Here is a 17,024-nt window from a genome sequence, read left to right on the forward strand (position 1 = left end):
TGTCAAGGCAGTAGCATTTGCAACCATGGTTGTGGGTGCGCTGCGCAGTACAGGTCTGAATAGAGCAGATGTGATATTCAAATTGAGAGAATACTTACCATGGCCGTAACCGTTGAAACACTTGAAAAACTGGAACGTAAACTGACGGTAGCTTTACCGCTGTCTGAGGTGCAAAAAGAGGTCGAGGCCCGTTTGCGCCGCCTGTCAAAGAAAGTCAAAATGTCAGGCTTTCGCCCAGGCAAAGTCCCGATGACGGTCGTAGCCCAGCAGTATGGTTATTCGGTTGAAAATGAAGTGCTGCAAGAGAAAGTCGGACAGGCTTTTTACAAGGCGATTCAGGAGGCCCAGTTGAGTGTGGCCGGTGCGCCTTCGTTCAAGCAGAAAACCGATGGGGTGTCTGAGGATGAGCTGGCATTTGATGCCGTGTTTGAAGTGTTTCCGGAAGTGAAGCTGGGGGATTTGTCCTCAGTGGAAGTGGAACGCGTCAGTGCCGATGTGGATGATGATGCGATTGACCGCACCATTGATATTTTGCGCCGCCAGCGCCGTACCTTCAATCAGCGTGCTGCTGATGAAGCTGCTGCTGAGGGCGATCGCGCCACGGTTGATTTTGAAGGCAAAATTGACGGTGAGCCGTTTGAAGGCGGCAAAGCCGAGGGGTTTGCGTTTGTGCTGGGCGAAGGCCAGATGCTCAAGGAGTTTGAAGATGCCGTGCAGGGTATGAAAGTGGGCGAAACGAAAACGTTCCAGTTGAATTTCCCGGCGGATTACCATGGCAAAGAGGTTGCCGGTAAACAGGCAGACTTCCTGATTACACTGAAAAAGCTGGAAACCCAGGTACTGCCGGAAGTGGATGACGCATTCGCCAAATCGCTGGGCGTGGCTGATGGCACAGTGGATGCGTTGCGCGCTGATATCCGCAACAATCTGGAGCGTGAAGTCAAATTCCGCCTGCTGAACCGCAACAAGCAGGCTGTGATGGATGCGCTGCTGAAAACGGCAGAACTGGACTTACCGCAATCGATGGTAACATCCGAGTTGCAGCGTATGGTGGAAAGCGCACGCGCCGAGCTGCGTGCCCGCGGTATCAAAGATGCCGATAAGGCCCCGATTCCGCAGGATGTATTCAAGCCCCAGGCTGAGCGCCGTGTCCGTCTGGGCCTGGTGGTGGCCGATCTGGTGAAAGCCAATGACCTGGGTGCCAGCAAAGAACAGGTGCAAAACCATGTGAACGAACTGGCTGCCAGCTACGAAAGACCGGAAGAGGTTGTTCGCTGGTATTATTCTGAACCACAGCGCATTGCCGAGGTGGAAGGTATTGTCATTGAAGCCAATGTGACGGATTTTGTGCTGGAAAAAGCCAAGGTAACCGACAAGAAGATTTCCTTTGAAGAGTTGATGGGGCAGCAATAATCCCCATATAAGAGGCTGTCTTATATTTTTGGGAGTCGTGATGAGCGCACTTGAAACACGTAACCTGGGGCTGGTGCCCATGGTGATTGAGCAATCTGGCCGGGGAGAGCGTGCTTACGATATTTACTCCCGGTTGCTGCGTGAGCGGATTATTTTTCTGGTCGGGCCGGTGGATGACCATACGGCCAATCTGGTGGTGGCTCAGTTGCTGTTTTTGGAAAGCGAAAACCCCGATAAAGAGATTTCGATGTATATCAACTCTCCGGGGGGCTCTGTCACAGCCGGTATGTCTATTTTTGATACCATGCAGTTCATTAAGCCGGATGTGTCAACACTGTGTATCGGAATGGCTGCCAGTATGGGGGCATTTCTGTTGGCTGCGGGGACAAAAGGCAAGCGTTATTCGCTGCCAAATTCCAAAATCATGATCCATCAGCCTTTGGGCGGAGCCCAGGGGCAGGCCTCGGAGATTGAAATTCATGCCCGCGAAATTCTGAAAACACGCGAACAGCTCAACCAGATTCTGGCTGATCGTACCGGGCAGCCATTGGAAAAGATCGCGCATGATACCGACAGGGATTATTTCCTGACCGCGAATGAGGCGCAGGAGTATGGCCTGATTGATAAGGTCATTGATAAACGCGGCTAAACATATCTAGTGCGTTTGCTGCTGTGTCGGGGTTTTGACCCTAAAAGGCCTGAAATTCAACGGGCCTTTTCTTTTGCTGTGGGAATGGTTTTGGCTGGAATGTAAAGCCGGTTTGGCTGAAAAACACCGATCAGCGGACTTTATGCGTTTTAGCGTATCATGTGCTTTGATATGGGTGGTAAACAGGTCATTTCCTTTTAGAGGTTTTGAAATTTATGTCAGATAAAGATAACACGTCCGATTCAAAAGATGTGGAGTTGTACTGTTCTTTCTGCGGGAAGAGCAATAAAGAAGTCAAGAAGTTGGTGGCTGGCCCCTCCAATGTGTTCATCTGCAATGATTGTGTCAAGCTTTGCGCTGAAATGATCAAAGAAAGTCTGAACACCAAAGACGCCCAGGACGATGAGGCGGAGTTGCCTACGCCTGCGCAGATCAAAGCTAATCTGGACGCTTATGTGATTGGGCAGGAGATTGCCAAACGCATTCTCAGTGTGGCGGTTTATAACCACTATAAACGCTTGCGGCACCAGGGCGAAGGGCAGATTGATGAGGACGACGAAGTCGAGCTGGCAAAGAGCAATATTTTGCTGATCGGGCCGACCGGGTCAGGTAAAACGCTGCTGGCGCAGACGCTGGCACGGCAGTTGAATGTGCCGTTTGTGATGGCCGACGCAACCACCTTGACCGAAGCCGGTTATGTTGGTGAGGACGTTGAGAACATCATTCAAAAGCTGCTGCAGTCGTGTAATTACGATGTGGAAAAAGCACAGAAGGGCATTGTTTATATTGATGAAATTGACAAAATTTCACGCAAATCCGATAACCCTTCCATCACCCGCGATGTTTCGGGCGAAGGTGTGCAGCAGGCATTGCTTAAGCTGATTGAAGGCACGGTGGCAGCCATTCCGCCCCAGGGCGGGCGTAAGCACCCGAATCAGGATTTTATCCAGGTGGATACCACCAATATCCTGTTTATCTGTGGCGGCGCATTTGCCGGCCTGGAAAAAGTGGTGGAAAACCGCACTGAGGCTTCCGGCATTGGGTTTGGCGCTGTGGTACGCAGCAAGTCTGGCCGCGACATCACTGAACTGTTTTCAGAAGTGGAGCCGGAAGATATTGTGAAATATGGGCTGATTCCGGAGTTGGTCGGGCGTTTGCCGGTGGTTGCCACACTGGGTGAGCTGAATGAGGATGCCCTGATCCAGATTCTGACTGAACCGAAGAATGCACTGATCAAGCAGTATCAGCGGCTCTTTGAACTGGATGGCGCCCAGCTTGAGTTTACGGCCTCAGCCTTGAAAGCCATTGCCAAAAAGGCGATGAAGCGCAAAACAGGAGCCCGTGGCCTGCGTTCTATTCTGGAAGAGGTGTTGATTGATACCATGTATGATTTACCCAGTTTGCACGGGGTAGAAAAGGTGGTGGTCGATGAAAATACCGTGGCTGACAGGAAGAAACCCCTGATTGTGTATCAGGAGTCGGCCAAAAGCGCGTAAAGCGCAGGGTCAATGACGCCGCAGGGGTTGATTTCCGTTCAGACAGCCCCATTTCTGTAACTGATTGTGCGGTGAAAGCACGTTGTGCCCTGGGGGAACTGCCTGGTTGAGGCGAGGGAGTTTTTCCGCAGGGGGCAGGTGTGTTACGCAGCTAAGTAAATCAGACACTTGGCCGCTGGTTGGCCAGTCTGGTATTTGATATGTATAAATAAGGGTGGATTTATGTCCGGTCATCCCGAAGAAAAGATTTCTGAGTTTGCAAAACTGCCATTGTTGCCTTTACGCGATGTGGTGGTTTTTCCGCACATGGTGATTCCGCTGTTTGTAGGGCGCCCCAAGTCCATCAAGGCACTTGAAGCGGCTATGGCTGGGGATGATCATCAGATCATGCTGGTGGCACAAAAAACTGCCGGGCAGGACGAGCCCAAGCCGGATGATCTGTTTGATGTGGGCTGTATTGCCACCATTCTGCAAATGCTCAAGCTCCCAGACGGAACCGTCAAGGTGCTGGTCGAGGGCAGCAAGCGTGCGCATGTGCAGTCGGTCACGGAAGAGGACGAGTTGTTTATTGCAACGGTGCAGCCGCTGGTCAACAACAACGAGAGTACTTCTGAAATTGAGGCGTTGCGCCGTGCTGTGGTGTCGCAGTTTGACCAGTATGTGAAGCTGAATAAAAAAATTCCGGCCGAGATTCTGGCTTCGGTTTCAGGCATTGACGACGCCGGGCGACTGGCAGATACCATTGCCGCACACCTGCCGCTTAAACTGGAGCAAAAGCAGGAAGTGCTGGAGCTGGCCAGTGTTCAGCAGCGGCTGGAAAACCTATATGGTCAGTTGGAACGCGAAGTGGATATCCTGAATGTAGAGAAGAAGATCCGCGGGCGCGTGAAACGCCAGATGGAGAAAAGCCAGCGCGAGTATTACCTCAATGAGCAGGTCAAGGCGATCCAGAAAGAATTGGGCGAAGGCGAAGACGGTGCAGACATTGAAGATCTGGAAAAGAAGATCAAAGCTGCACGCATGCCCAAGTTGGCTCTGAAAAAAGTGGAGTCCGAGCTGAAAAAGCTCAAGCTGATGTCTCCGATGTCGGCTGAAGCCACCGTGACGCGCAACTACATTGATACGCTGGTGCAGTTGCCATGGAGCAAAAAGACCAAAATCAAGCAAGATCTGGCAGAGGCTGAAAAAGTGCTCAACGAAGACCACTACGGCCTGGAGCGAGTCAAAGACCGTATCCTGGAGTATCTGGCAGTGCAGAAACGCGTTGATAAGGTCAAGGCACCGATTTTGTGTCTGGTAGGGCCTCCCGGCGTGGGGAAAACCTCGCTGGGGCAGTCGGTTGCGCGTGCCACTGGCCGCAAATATGTGCGCATGGCCTTGGGTGGCGTGCGTGATGAGGCGGAAATCCGCGGGCATCGCCGTACCTATATTGGTGCGATGCCAGGCAAGATTTTGCAGAACCTGACCAAGATCGGAACACGTAATCCGTTATTCCTGCTCGATGAAATCGACAAAATGGGTATGGACTTCCGGGGCGATCCGTCTTCTGCTTTGCTGGAGGTGCTGGACCCTGAGCAGAACCATACGTTTGCCGATCATTATGCCGAGGTTGATTTCGATCTTTCGGATGTGATGTTTGTCGCAACATCCAATTCGATGAATATTCCGCCGGCATTGCTGGACCGCATGGAAGTGATCCGTCTGGCGGGTTATACCGAAGATGAGAAAAACCACATTGCGCAACGCTATCTGCTGCCTAAGCAGATGAAGCTCAACGGGCTGAAAGAGAATGAACTGGAAGTGACCGAATCGGCGATTCTGGGCATTATCCGTTACTACACACGTGAAGCCGGTGTGCGTGCGCTTGAGCGTGAGATTTCAAAAATCTGCCGCAAGGTTGTCAAAGGTGTGCAGTTAGGCACTTATAAAGACAAAGTCGAAGTCAGGGAAGAGAACCTGAACGACTTCCTGGGTGTGCGCAAGTTCGATTACGGGCATGCTGAAAAGCAGAACCAGGTCGGACAGGTGGTCGGGCTGGCATGGACGGAAGTGGGTGGCGATCTGCTGACCATTGAAGCTGCTGTGATGCCGGGCAAGGGCAACATCATTCGCACTGGTTCTTTGGGCGATGTGATGAAAGAGTCGATGGAGGCTGCACGTACGGTGGTACGCAGCAGGGCCCACCGGCTGGGCATTGCCGATGAGCTGTTTGAAAAACGTGATATTCACCTGCACGTGCCTGACGGCGCAACCCCGAAAGACGGTCCGAGTGCTGGTGCTGCAATGACAACAGCACTGGTTTCAGCGCTGACCGGTATTCCGGTGCGCGCCAATGTGGCGATGACCGGTGAAATCACGTTGCGCGGAGAGGTGACGGCCATTGGTGGCTTGAAAGAAAAGCTGTTGGCGGCACACCGTGGTGATATCAAGACCGTGCTGATTCCGGAAGAGAATGTGAAAGATTTGCAGGAGATTCCGGAAAACGTCAAAAACCACCTGGAGATCATTCCGGTACGCTGGATTGACAGGGTGCTTGAGATTGCGCTGGAACGCATGCCCGAACCATTGTCTGATGAGCCGGTCGTTGTTCCGCCGGCAGTTGCTGCCAAAACAGGGGATGAAACACGCTCCGGCCCGATGGTGGGCGCGGCAATCAAGCATTGATTTAATAATAATGCGCAAGCCTTCTTGCAAAGGAGGCTTGTTTTATGTTAGAATTCCAAATTCGGACGCGGGGTGGAGCAGTCTGGTAGCTCGTCGGGCTCATAACCCGAAGGTCGTTGGTTCAAATCCGGCCCCCGCAACCAATTCAGATATCTATATCGATCCAATAAGGTCTAAAACAGAAGGCTTTGTTGGATTTTTTGTTTTGGGCAATGCCGTTTCTCCGGCTAACGCTTGTGATTCTCCGAGGCCTTTGCAAGTCAAGGCCACAGAATTTCATTCACGCTATCAATTAATGCGATAATTTCTGGCGCTTAATCGCATTCTGTGAGGTAACAGAGCAGAATGGAGCGGGAATGAGTGGCTGCAATGCTGACATGACATATTGTCTGGTTCATGGCAGGAGATATTGCGGCATCAAAAGATGCAGATGTATTGCTGATAACAGATAAATGAAATGGTGTATGGATGGCGGGTTTTGTATACATATATTTGATAAATCGTGTATCAGGGTGAAGAAAAATGATGATGCGGTTTTGTCCAAAATGTCATACGGAGCGTGCCATCAGAGAAATTGTCTGTGAAGGCCAGGTCAACGGTGTGCCGTGCTGGTTTAACCTGTCAGAAGAGGCAATTCATGAATCCGGGTGGAGGCCGCCTGTACCTGTCGTCACGGCAGATCAGGTCGATCAGCCTCAAAGTTTGCATATACCTGAGCGACAACAAGGGCAACAAGAAAATGCTCAGGAAAACGCAGTAGACAATCCGTCTGTATTGGATGCCCGCATTCACACGGAAACTGCGCCGGTGTTTGCCAGCAGTGTTGTTTCCGACTTGTCTTTGGCAAGCCCGGATACAACCGCAAGCAGCCATGATGCCTACCCGCAGGTTATCAATGCGCAGGACCATGTGCCACCATCACAGGCGGTTGACGCTGGTTTATCGCAGGAAACCTGTATTGACGGCTGGCATTTAATCAGCCTGCTGAGTGCAACGGAAGGTTCTCATACGCGCTATTGGGCCAAGCACGATGATGGCCGCGATGGCGTTCTGACTTTATGGAAACCCGGTGCAGAACCGGATGCCGATGTTTATGAGGTGTTGCGCCAGCTTCCGCGCCGTCATGTGCCCAAGCTTTTTGCCACCGGGCGTTTTCAGGACCAGCCGTATCAGGTCATGGAGGCACTTACCGGCGAAACGCTGGCTGATCTGAGAACCATGCTCAGTGATATACGCATGGTTAAATCCATTGTCAGAGAAGTGGGTGAGGCGCTAGATGCGCTCTCAGAAGCCGGGTTGCGTCATCGCGGGTTAAGGCCTTCGGCGTTGCTGATCAGAAGTAAAAGCCCGTTAGATCTGGTGATCAGCAGTTTTGGTTCCGCCAGCCTTTCTGATTATGATCTGGAAATTGTCTCCACGCTGGATATCACACGCTATTCTGCGCCGGAGACGATTGCCGGGGCCGTGTGCACTGCTTCAGACTGGTGGAGCCTTGGTATGATTCTGTTGGAGCAGCTGACGCATGGCGCCTGCTTTGACAAGATGGATGAAGCGTCTTTCTTCATTCACATTATGACCAACGGCGTTGAAATTCCAGAGAACCTTGATGCATCATTGCGCCGTTTGTTAGCCGGGCTGCTGGCGCGTAAACATCAGGAGCGCTGGCAATGGCCGCAGGTTCAGGCATGGCTGCAAGGTGAAGAGGTGCCGCTTCCTTCAAAAGTGGATGGCCAGAATGCGTTCAGCGCTGAGGCGTCGATAGAACTGGCAGGCAGGCATTATCATCAGCCGGCGTTATGGGCTTTGGCTGCTGCTGAAAAGGGTAACTGGCGGCAGGCCAGATTGATGCTTGAAGAAACCATCCCCGAATGGCTGGCAGGCATAGAGGGAATGGAAAAGCAGTGCAGTCTGTTAAAACAGATTTGCACGCACCCGCATTTGAACAGTGATTTCAGGCAGATGCTGGCGTTGCTGCTGCTGAATTCGCAAATGCCACTGGTTCTGGCTGGAGAGATCATATCGCCGGCCTGGCTTTTGAAATACCCCGTTCTGGGATATGAGCTGATCAGCGGGCCGGTTGTGGATATGCTGGAGCAGATCAAAGCCGGGCACTGGTTGGGGCGCTTACATGAACGCGCAAGGAGAGTGCGTCAGCAAGCACATCACCTGCATGTGCAGATGCAGGAGGATGCCCTGAGGGTTTATCTGCTGTATACAACGCATGCCCAACTGGTAGCTGCGGCACAGGAGCGCCGCTTGCTTTATCCTGATGCGCATAATCATGCCGGTGTTTTGTCGTTACTTGAACATCAAAACCCCAGCAACGATGATTTAATCATTTTGCTTTCGGCATCTGTTGACCAGTTTGCCACCGTGCAGGAGGTGGTTGATGCAGCCGCCGAGCTTGCCCGCACGGTTCAACTGGAGCCGTTTGACAAGGCAAAGGCGCACCTTTACCTGCAGCAGCCGCGCCAAAAACTTTACCATGAACTCAATGGGCGCACCGAAGGGCTTGCAGTAACTGGCCAGCCCGAGATGGACCAGTGGATGGAGCAGTACCGGCTGGAAAGACGCCTGCCGCTGACGCAGTTGTTGGTGTTGTTGTCTGTGCCGCAGGCACACTGGGTCCTGCCCGGAAAACGTGCGTACCTTACCAGGATACTGGAGTTTTTTGAGAAAAAGGTGACGGTATCAGCCCTGATGGGGCCGCTTGTACGCATGCGTATCGGGCGTTATACGCCCAGGGTAGACCTGTCGGATTTGGGAACGGCACGCATCACCAGCCGGATGGTTGCGGACCACATTTTAAGCAGAAAGCAAAATCTGCTAGCCATTGATCCGGCCGCCATTCCAGATGATTCTTTTGTAAAGTCGCGTATCAGCAACCTGAGCCGCCAGTCCGATCTTTACAAGCGCGATACGGGGATTGACGGCTTGTACATGGGGTTTCCGTTTCTGTTGTTTCAGGACAGGCTCAGTTACCGCCTGCCGCGCATTGCGCCTTTGCTGCTTTGGCCGATCAAACTGGTTCAGGATGTGGGTGAGCGCAGCAAATACCGTGTTTCATTTGACCATGAGCGCGAGGAAGTGCGTATCAATCCGGCATTGGAAAATATTCTGGGCAAAGCTGAGTTCCAGCGCTGGGTGCAGACAATGGAAGCGCTTCTGACAGAACCTTTGCTGCAACATGCTGATGTGATGGACCGCTTAAGCACACTGGCGCAGGTGTTGCCTTATGAGGGGATACAACCGATTCCGGTGAGTTTTGATATTCAGCCAGGGCAGGCCAAACTGGCATGTGCAGCGGTGTTTTTCCATGTTAATTTCATAGGGCAAGCCATCGGTGAGGAACTGCGCCAGCTAAAGCATATGCCGCTTCACGGCACCGGGCTGGCAACGTTGCTGCGTTTGAATGAGGCGCAGGCACAGGAGCACATCGGGCCGACAACGCGGCGCCCAGAGGAACAGCGGTTTTTAACCGTTCAAAGCGACCCTTCGCAGGAAGATGCCATTGATGCAGCCAGGGCAGGGGAAGGGCTTTCCATTGAAGGCCCGCCAGGAACAGGGAAGAGCCAGACCATTGTCAACATGGTGGCAGACGCCATAGGCTGCGGAAAAACATTGCTGATTGTGTGCCAGAAAAAAGCGGCACTGGAGGTTGTGCATAAACGGCTTGTTGCTGAAGGACTGGGAACACGCTGCGTCATGATTCATGACACTTTCGCTGACCGTGATATGGTGATCCGCGGTGTGCGCGAGCAGATTGAAGGTTTACGTAAGCCGGCGAAAAAATTCCCGTATAGAACGCGGCAGCAGGTTGCCGCTGAGATCGAAAGCCTGGAAGGGCAACTGGACCGTTACAACGAAGCGTTGCAGATGACAGACCCTCAGACAGGGCTCAGTTACCGGCAATTGATGGTTGAGCTGATCGCGCTTCAAAAAGATGAAAAGCCGGTTGAGTTACCTGTTGCAAGAGTGTGTTTGAGTGAACTCAGTCCCCAGCAACTGGTCAACCTCATTGCAGAAATGCAGCCTGTGCTCAAGCACTGGCTGCCGGCGTATTATGAAAATAGCCCATTGGCCGGGTTGCAGACTTTCCCCAATGATCCGGTTGTTATCGGCCAGTTCACCGAGCGTTTTGCTGCTTTAAAAGATGCGGATGGTGTTTTCTGCGATGCTCTGGCGCGTAACCGCGACCCGGTTGCCAAACTGGTTGAACCTGCCCAGGCATATAGCCAGTGGATCAAATTGTATCGGCAAGATTTGTTAAAGCTGGATGAAGATGACTTGTTGTATTTGAAGCGCTGGCAACCGCTTTTTGTGTCTTTATCCGGTAGCGGTCATGCAGGCGAAGGCAATGCATTGGTCGAGCAATTGCATCAGTTGCAGATTCAGTACAGCCAGGGCAATGCCCAGGACTGGCATGAGCGGCTGTCGCTGAATATCGTGAAGATGAGCGATGATCTGCTCGATACCATTGAATTACAGGCCAGTGTGCTGGCAGAGCCAACGCCGTGGTATGCATTTTTCAGCTACAAATTTTTACAATGCCGTTCATCTGTGCGCAAGGTCCTGGCCGGGTTTGGAGAAGAGCAGAAAGATGCTGCTGCGGTCAGGGCGTTGCGCGATGCGCTGCGGCTGGAGGAAAAATGGCGCCCGGTACGTCAGGCCATGCAAAAAATATGTCTGGCTCTGAATGAGCCGGTTCCGGCCAATGAAAGCGGGCCTGCATTGGGCAGCTACATTGCACAGCTGTATGGCGTGTTGCATAAGGTGCAGCAATGGTGTTTGCGTATCAGCCAATCGCCCAACCCGGAGGAAATCCGGCGTGTGATTTCAGAAACACAACCCGCTAAAAATCTGCGGGAGCTGATGCTGTCATACGATACCGCCATTTATTTCGATGGCTTGCAAACCAAACGCATACAGGCACTTGAAGCGCTGAAACCTTATTTTTCCGGGCAGTTGTTTCAGCATTGTCTGGATGCCATTGCGCGCCATGAAAAACTTCCGCAGGAAATTTCTCAAATTGGCATAGCATGTGTGCATTTGGGGGCATATCAGAACTTTCGCTTGGAGGTTCCGTACCTGAGCACCAGAGCGATGGAGTTGTTTGCTGCGTTAAGCCCCATGAGGGAAAAGCTCAAGGCATTGCCAGTGTCAAACCTGAACCGGGCGTTTGAACTGGCATTGCACTGTGAAGCGCGTCTTGCATGGAAAGAGCGGATTGAGCAGGATTATCCTGAACTGCTGCTGGGGCGGGAAGAGCGCTTGCATCAAATCAAACAGCTCTCCGAGGCTGACCAGCGCATGCGCCAGTTGAACCGGCTCATGCTTCAGGAGGCGCCTGTCAAGCAGCTTGCACAGCCGCAGGCGTGGGAGGAAATTACCCGCTTGCGGGGCGCCAGGGCCAAACGGCTGAGGGAGTTTATTGAAACGGGTGAGCCTTTGGGGTTGATGAAGCTATGCCCGGTCTGGCTCATGAACCCGGATGTGGCAAGCCGCGTTCTGCCGCTGAAGGCCGGTTTGTTTGACGCCGTGGTTTACGATGAAGCGTCTCAAATGCCGGTTGAATATGCTTTGCCTACTTTATTTCGTGGCAAACGTGTGATCATCAGCGGTGATGAAAAGCAGATGCCTCCGTCATCCTTTTTCTCTGCCCAGGTGGAAGCCGACGATGAAGACATGACGTTTTCAGACTCTCCTTATGTGCGTATGGAGCAGGACGGGCAGGGAGTGTCTCAGGATGAATGGAACCGGCGCGAGATACTGGACTGCCCGGACCTGTTGCAACTGGCCCGTGCCGTGCTGCCCCAAACGACACTGCAGATTCATTACCGTTCAGACTATCGGGAGCTGATTGCATATTCCAATGCGGCTTTTTATGGCAACCGGCTCAGTGTTCCGGTGAGCCACCCGCCGGAAAAAGTGCTTGATGTCAAACCGGTGGAGTTGATTCAGGTGAACGGCCTGTATCACGAACAGCAAAACAGGGATGAGGCACAGCGGGTGGTTGAAATTCTGGTGGCCATCTGGCAGGCTGCAGGAGAAATCCGTCCTTCGGTGGGTATTGCAACGTTCAATAAAAAACAGGCCAGCCTGATAGAAGACCTGCTGGAAAAACGGGCGCAGGAGGATGATGCATTCCGCCATGTTTATGCCTGCGAAAATCAGCGTAAGGAGAATGGCGAGGATATGTCCATCTTCGTGAAAAATGTTGAAAACGTGCAGGGGGATGAGCGCGATATCATCATATTTTCAACCACGTTTGGTAAAAACAAGGATGGATTTTTCTACCGGAATTTTGGTGTGCTGGGGCAATATGGCGGTGAGCGCCGGTTGAACGTGGCTGTGACCAGAGCGCGGCGTAAAGTCATCATGGTGACATCCATGCCGATTGCAGATATCTCTGACATGCTGACCACGCAGCGGGCTCCGGCAACGCCCAGAGATTATCTGCAGGCGTATCTGGAGTACGCCCGGCTCTTAACGGCAGGGGAGCTTAAAAGTGCGCAGGGCCTGTTAAACCGGCTGACCATGATGCCTGGAGAGGGAATCGACATACAAAAGAATGAGCATGTGGTGGATGATCCGTTTATTCGCGAGGTGGACGCCTATCTGCAATCGTTGAATGTACATTATCAACGTGGGGCAGGCCGGGATGCTTTTGCGATGGATTTTGCGATTAAGGATTCGGAAAAAGGCCGGTTTATTTTGGGTATTGAGTGCGATGCACCTGTACACCCGTTACTGAAATATGCCAGAGCCAGAGAGATATGGCGCCCGGGGGTATTAAAACGTGTGATTCCGAACATGCACCGCATTTCGTCGCAATTATGGTATCTCAACGGGCAGGCTGAGCGGCTGCGGCTCAAGTCAGCCATTGACCAGGCTCTGCAGGCGGCTGATCTGCCTATCCCGCAGGCCGGTGCAAAGCAAGATGGTTAAACCGTGATTTTTGAGCGGTTGGGCGCGCTGATGAATACAAACGTATTTTCAGAATCAAGAAAGCTGCTGCAATCCAAGCATGTACATGATGGATGATGGCAACGGCTGTCAGATAGCCGGGCAACAAAGATTTATACTTTGCTGCAAATGGTATCGGTATCCAGAACGTGTGCGTATATGCCATCCAGTGCGGCCAGATAGGCTTCCTGCACTTCCTGTGCAGACAGTTCTTTACCGTTGACGGATTGGCCGCGCGTGGCACACGCGTCGTGTGCCAGTGTGCACTGAAACCCCAGGGCAAAAGCATCGCGGGCGGTTTTATCCACGCACATTTGTGTCATCATGCCGGCAATGACGAGTTCTGTAATGCCTTTGGATTCAAGCTCCTGCTGCAGGTCAGTATCCTGAAAACCGCTGGCATGGTGTTTAACGATGATTTTTTCGTCTGGAAGTGGCTGCACACTGTGGTGAATGTGGACGCCGTCGGTTCCTGGCAGGAAAAAACTGGTGCTTTCCCGGGTGGTGATGTGCTGCACATGGAAAACAGGCTTGCCCCGTTTTCTGAATGTAGCGAGCAGCTTACCCGCTTTGGCGCCTGCGGCTTCACTGCCCCCCAGATTTACTTTTCCGCCAGGAAAGTAGTCATTTTGTATATCTATCAGCAATAGTGCCTGCATGTTTTACCTCATAGACTGTTAAATGATTGGACAGTTTCCAATTTTGATGAGTCACATGAACTCCAGCAGAAAATCTGTAAGATCAGTCAACCGAAACTTCAACCTTGTTTTTGCCAAGCCGTTATCCGGTGATGGGCTTGTTTAGCCAGTTTAAGCTGCGCTGCTCATCCTTTAGTATTATTTATGCCGATGTGTTGATTTTCAAGCCTAATGATAACTTTATTTAGAAAAATATTACACATTTGAGATAAATCTAATAAGGACACTCGAAAAAGTGTGCAAATATATAACAGAATCATCATGGTGTCGGCAAGAAGTCATCCCGTTGGCGGGCTCTGGTAAAGTGCCCCAGAAGTGTGCATAAAAGTTGATGATCTGCAGGTATTTTGCATCCGTTTTATACTTTTCTGCTGTAAAAGTGAACAATAGCGGTGTCTAAGAGTCTATAACGACAAGGCTATCTTAAAGGTAGCGGACTGAGAATGGAGATGATGCATTTTCATAAAATGCAATGTTAAGCCCCAGTTGACGTCAAGAGGAGGCCAGATAATTCTGTCTGGCTGGATGTGATAAAGAAGGATCAATTCATAATGCGTATCAAATTTTTATCTTTGTCTGCTGTGATGGCGTTAACCCTGTTTGGCGTTCAGGCCAATGCGCAGGCGCCAGATCCTGCCAATAAAACCCAGATGAGGCAACTGGCTGTCAGCTATTGCAGCAAGACTGCCAATGCAACCGTCTGTAATTGTTTTGCCGATACGCTGGTGAAGAATTTTAACGAGAAAGACTGGCGTATTTTCATTGCCGACACCAGTGGCAATTCAGCGCCACCTTCCGGTATTACGCAAAGTGATATCGATAATTACGGCCAGAAGCTGGCCAGTGCCGGTAATGCCTGCGGCATGCAATAAGCCCTGAAGCCTGGTCTCAAACAAAAGCGCCGTCTTCCACAGGCTGCCGGGTTTGTGGAAGGTGCTGTGTGGCACCGTTAATTCAACCGGATGTGCATGGCTGGATTGACGGATGGGATGGGGAGTCATGTCTTCTGTAGCGCCATGGCAGGCCACCTGATAAGCAGGGTGGTAAATCGTTCTTTCAAAGGCGCCACAGGGCAGCGGTGCTACTTTTCGTCTAAATGGGGTGTCTGGCTTTGGATATAGTTTTCAATGCCGACTTTTTCGATGACACCAAGCTGCGTTTCCAGATGGTCAATATGGTCTTCTGTATCAATGAGCAGCTCTTTTAACAAATCGCGTGATACATAGTCCCGCACGCTGTCGCAATAATCCATGCCTGCTTTGCAGGCCGCCTGTGCGGCATATTCCAGTTGAAGGTCACACTCTAAAGCTTCTTTGACGTTTTCTCCAATGAGCAATTTGTGCTGGTCTTGCAGATTGGGCAGGCCATCCAGCATGAAAATACGCTTCATCAGCTTATCCAGGTGATGCATTTCATCAATGGATACTTCGCGCTCTTTTTTGGCTAAACGATCTAATCCCCAATGATCGTACATGCGGTAATGCACAAAATACTGCGTTACGGCAGTCAACTCGCATTTCACTTGGGCGTTCAGGTGTTCAAGGACTTTGGGATCGGTTTCCATAGGTGTTTTTTCTCCAATCTGAAGGAAGGTTGGGGTTACTTCTCATAGAAACAGATTCATTCTCACCTTATATCGGGCTTGATGCAATAAATAGTGAGGTAATTCACTTTTTATGTCGGACAGGACACATAACTGAGGCCGATGTGTGTATGGTTGATGAAAAAACGAGTTGATTATTTCTCTGTAACCTTTCTCCCTTCTCCGAAAACAAAATACCATGTCCAAAAGAGCCCAAAAAGCATGAAACCATATGGCAGCAGTGGCGCATGGTTGTAGGGATTGGGGATTTGAGCTAATACTTTTGCATAACCTTCTGGTAGGTTGATGTTGGGGTTTTGGGGATCGTAAAGAATTTTTTCCGGGAATGTTTTTCCCAAAGTGATTTGGGCTGTGGGCATATATCTGGTTCCATGCCTTTCACTAAATACTTTCAGATCGGAATGGTATTTTCTGTTATCAACTTCAAAAGTATATCGGTAGAGATATATGTGAGGGCGGAGAGGGGGAGTTTGGACAGAGTAACATCCGTCTTAAGATATTCTATTTCCCCTGTTTGTACACATTGCTGGGGTTGGCAATCGAGTGCCAGTAAATACGCAGCCCGTTCTTGCAGCGGGGCGTAGTATTTATTTGTATTGTCGTGCCCTTCTTTTATGCTCCACAGCGCTAGGATGATAATCACAAGCCCCATAAATTTGAAGAATATTTTTTCGATCATAGAGCGCCTAAACAATTTGCTTTAGATAAGCAAATTATATTTGTTTTATACGAAAATACTTTGTTACCTGATTTATTTCATGTGATTACATGAATAATGATGAAAAGCTGAAAATCAGTCTATTTGCGCGTAGTTAGCAATACTACAGCGATCTGTATAAACCAGGTAGCCACGGCCTTCCTTCGAAAAGGCTGAGCAACATGCTTAGCAGGTTTGGCACGAGGGCTGGAATTTGTACAAGAACTGCTAATAACGAACGCGGAATCTTCTTAAGGGCTTGTCATGCGGTTTCTGATGAGCTCAGAAAGCGATCATATCCCCACCATGGGGATATAAACGAAAAAGACCTAGCTGCATATTGAGCTAAGTCTTTGAATTCTTTGGGGTGGCTGATGGGGCTCGAACCCACGACAACAGGAATCACAATCCTGGACTCTACCAACTGAGCTACAGCCACCAGAAGAATCGATCATTATAACATGCAATTTATGCTTGTCCATTTCCTTTTTGCTTGATGTGTGCCTGAACACTGTGCTGGTAGGTGAGGTGACAGAGATTAACCCGTTTCCCATCATGTCTATATGCTTTTTTATGCGGTTGGTTTGACATTCTTATCATTATTAGATATATTAAAAAGAGACAAGGCATCTGCATGATGCTTTTTTTCTTCAAGGCTTGAGCGTTGAGATTTTGGGGGTGGTGTTTCAACATGCACCGTTTTTTATACCCTGACAAAGTATTTGTCCTCGCGTTTTAGCCTTGTCTGTATTGCCATTCTTTAGGGGCTTCATTTCGGAGCCTGGGGATACAGACTTTTGAATCGTTGGCACTCCCGATGCAATGGTGGGGTTTGCAT

General features: G+C 50.7%; 10 protein-coding genes and 2 tRNA genes. 7 read left to right on the forward strand and 5 right to left on the reverse strand.

Annotated elements, in window-relative coordinates:
* Positions 1 to 99 precede the first annotated feature (99 nt).
* From tig to AACY98_RS01090, 6 genes are all read left to right on the forward strand, one after another.
* Positions 100 to 1,413, forward strand: a complete 1,314-nt coding sequence (gene tig, locus AACY98_RS01065; protein WP_126979816.1) for a trigger factor — start codon at positions 100 to 102, stop codon at positions 1,411 to 1,413.
* A gap of 40 nt (positions 1,414 to 1,453) precedes the next feature.
* The gene (gene clpP / locus AACY98_RS01070) at positions 1,454 to 2,062 is read left to right on the forward strand and encodes an ATP-dependent Clp endopeptidase proteolytic subunit ClpP (RefSeq protein ID WP_126979815.1); all 609 of its coding nucleotides are present in this window, start codon (positions 1,454 to 1,456) and stop codon (positions 2,060 to 2,062) included.
* 215 nt (positions 2,063 to 2,277) lie between these two features.
* Complete coding sequence (gene clpX / locus AACY98_RS01075; RefSeq protein WP_339800481.1) at positions 2,278 to 3,558, forward strand: ATP-dependent Clp protease ATP-binding subunit ClpX; 1,281 nt, start codon at positions 2,278 to 2,280, stop codon at positions 3,556 to 3,558.
* Positions 3,559 to 3,780: 222 nt separating this feature from the next.
* On the forward strand, positions 3,781 to 6,222 hold the full coding sequence (gene lon, locus AACY98_RS01080) for an endopeptidase La (protein ID WP_126979813.1): 2,442 nt from the start codon (positions 3,781 to 3,783) through the stop codon (positions 6,220 to 6,222).
* Positions 6,223 to 6,288: 66 nt separating this feature from the next.
* Positions 6,289 to 6,365: transfer RNA gene (locus tag AACY98_RS01085), tRNA-Met, on the forward strand.
* Between the two features lie 379 nt (positions 6,366 to 6,744).
* Positions 6,745 to 13,170: an AAA domain-containing protein gene (locus AACY98_RS01090; RefSeq protein WP_339800484.1), complete on the forward strand. Its 6,426-nt coding sequence runs from the start codon at positions 6,745 to 6,747 to the stop codon at positions 13,168 to 13,170.
* Between the two features lie 131 nt (positions 13,171 to 13,301).
* On the opposite strand, the gene AACY98_RS01095 is transcribed toward AACY98_RS01090, so the two are convergent.
* Positions 13,302 to 13,847: a cysteine hydrolase family protein gene (locus AACY98_RS01095; RefSeq protein WP_126979811.1), complete on the reverse strand. Its 546-nt coding sequence runs from the start codon at positions 13,845 to 13,847 to the stop codon at positions 13,302 to 13,304.
* A gap of 590 nt (positions 13,848 to 14,437) precedes the next feature.
* On the opposite strand from AACY98_RS01095, the gene AACY98_RS01100 reads away from it, so the two are divergent.
* Positions 14,438 to 14,758: a hypothetical protein gene (locus AACY98_RS01100; RefSeq protein WP_126979810.1), complete on the forward strand. Its 321-nt coding sequence runs from the start codon at positions 14,438 to 14,440 to the stop codon at positions 14,756 to 14,758.
* 209 nt (positions 14,759 to 14,967) lie between these two features.
* On the opposite strand, the gene bfr is transcribed toward AACY98_RS01100, so the two are convergent.
* From bfr to AACY98_RS01120, 4 genes are all read right to left on the reverse strand, one after another.
* Positions 14,968 to 15,450: a bacterioferritin gene (bfr, locus tag AACY98_RS01105; protein ID WP_339800487.1), complete on the reverse strand. Its 483-nt coding sequence runs from the start codon at positions 15,448 to 15,450 to the stop codon at positions 14,968 to 14,970.
* A gap of 173 nt (positions 15,451 to 15,623) precedes the next feature.
* Positions 15,624 to 15,848, reverse strand: a complete 225-nt coding sequence (locus AACY98_RS01110; protein ID WP_339800488.1) for a hypothetical protein — start codon at positions 15,846 to 15,848, stop codon at positions 15,624 to 15,626.
* Positions 15,849 to 15,880: 32 nt separating this feature from the next.
* The gene (locus tag AACY98_RS01115; protein ID WP_339800490.1) at positions 15,881 to 16,168 is read right to left on the reverse strand and encodes a hypothetical protein; all 288 of its coding nucleotides are present in this window, start codon (positions 16,166 to 16,168) and stop codon (positions 15,881 to 15,883) included.
* Positions 16,169 to 16,549: 381 nt separating this feature from the next.
* A tRNA-His gene (locus AACY98_RS01120) sits at positions 16,550 to 16,625 on the reverse strand.
* Positions 16,626 to 17,024 lie beyond the last annotated feature (399 nt).

The organism is Saezia sanguinis (genome assembly GCF_963921665.1).
Classification (GTDB): Bacteria; Pseudomonadota; Gammaproteobacteria; order Burkholderiales; family Burkholderiaceae_C; genus Saezia; species Saezia sanguinis.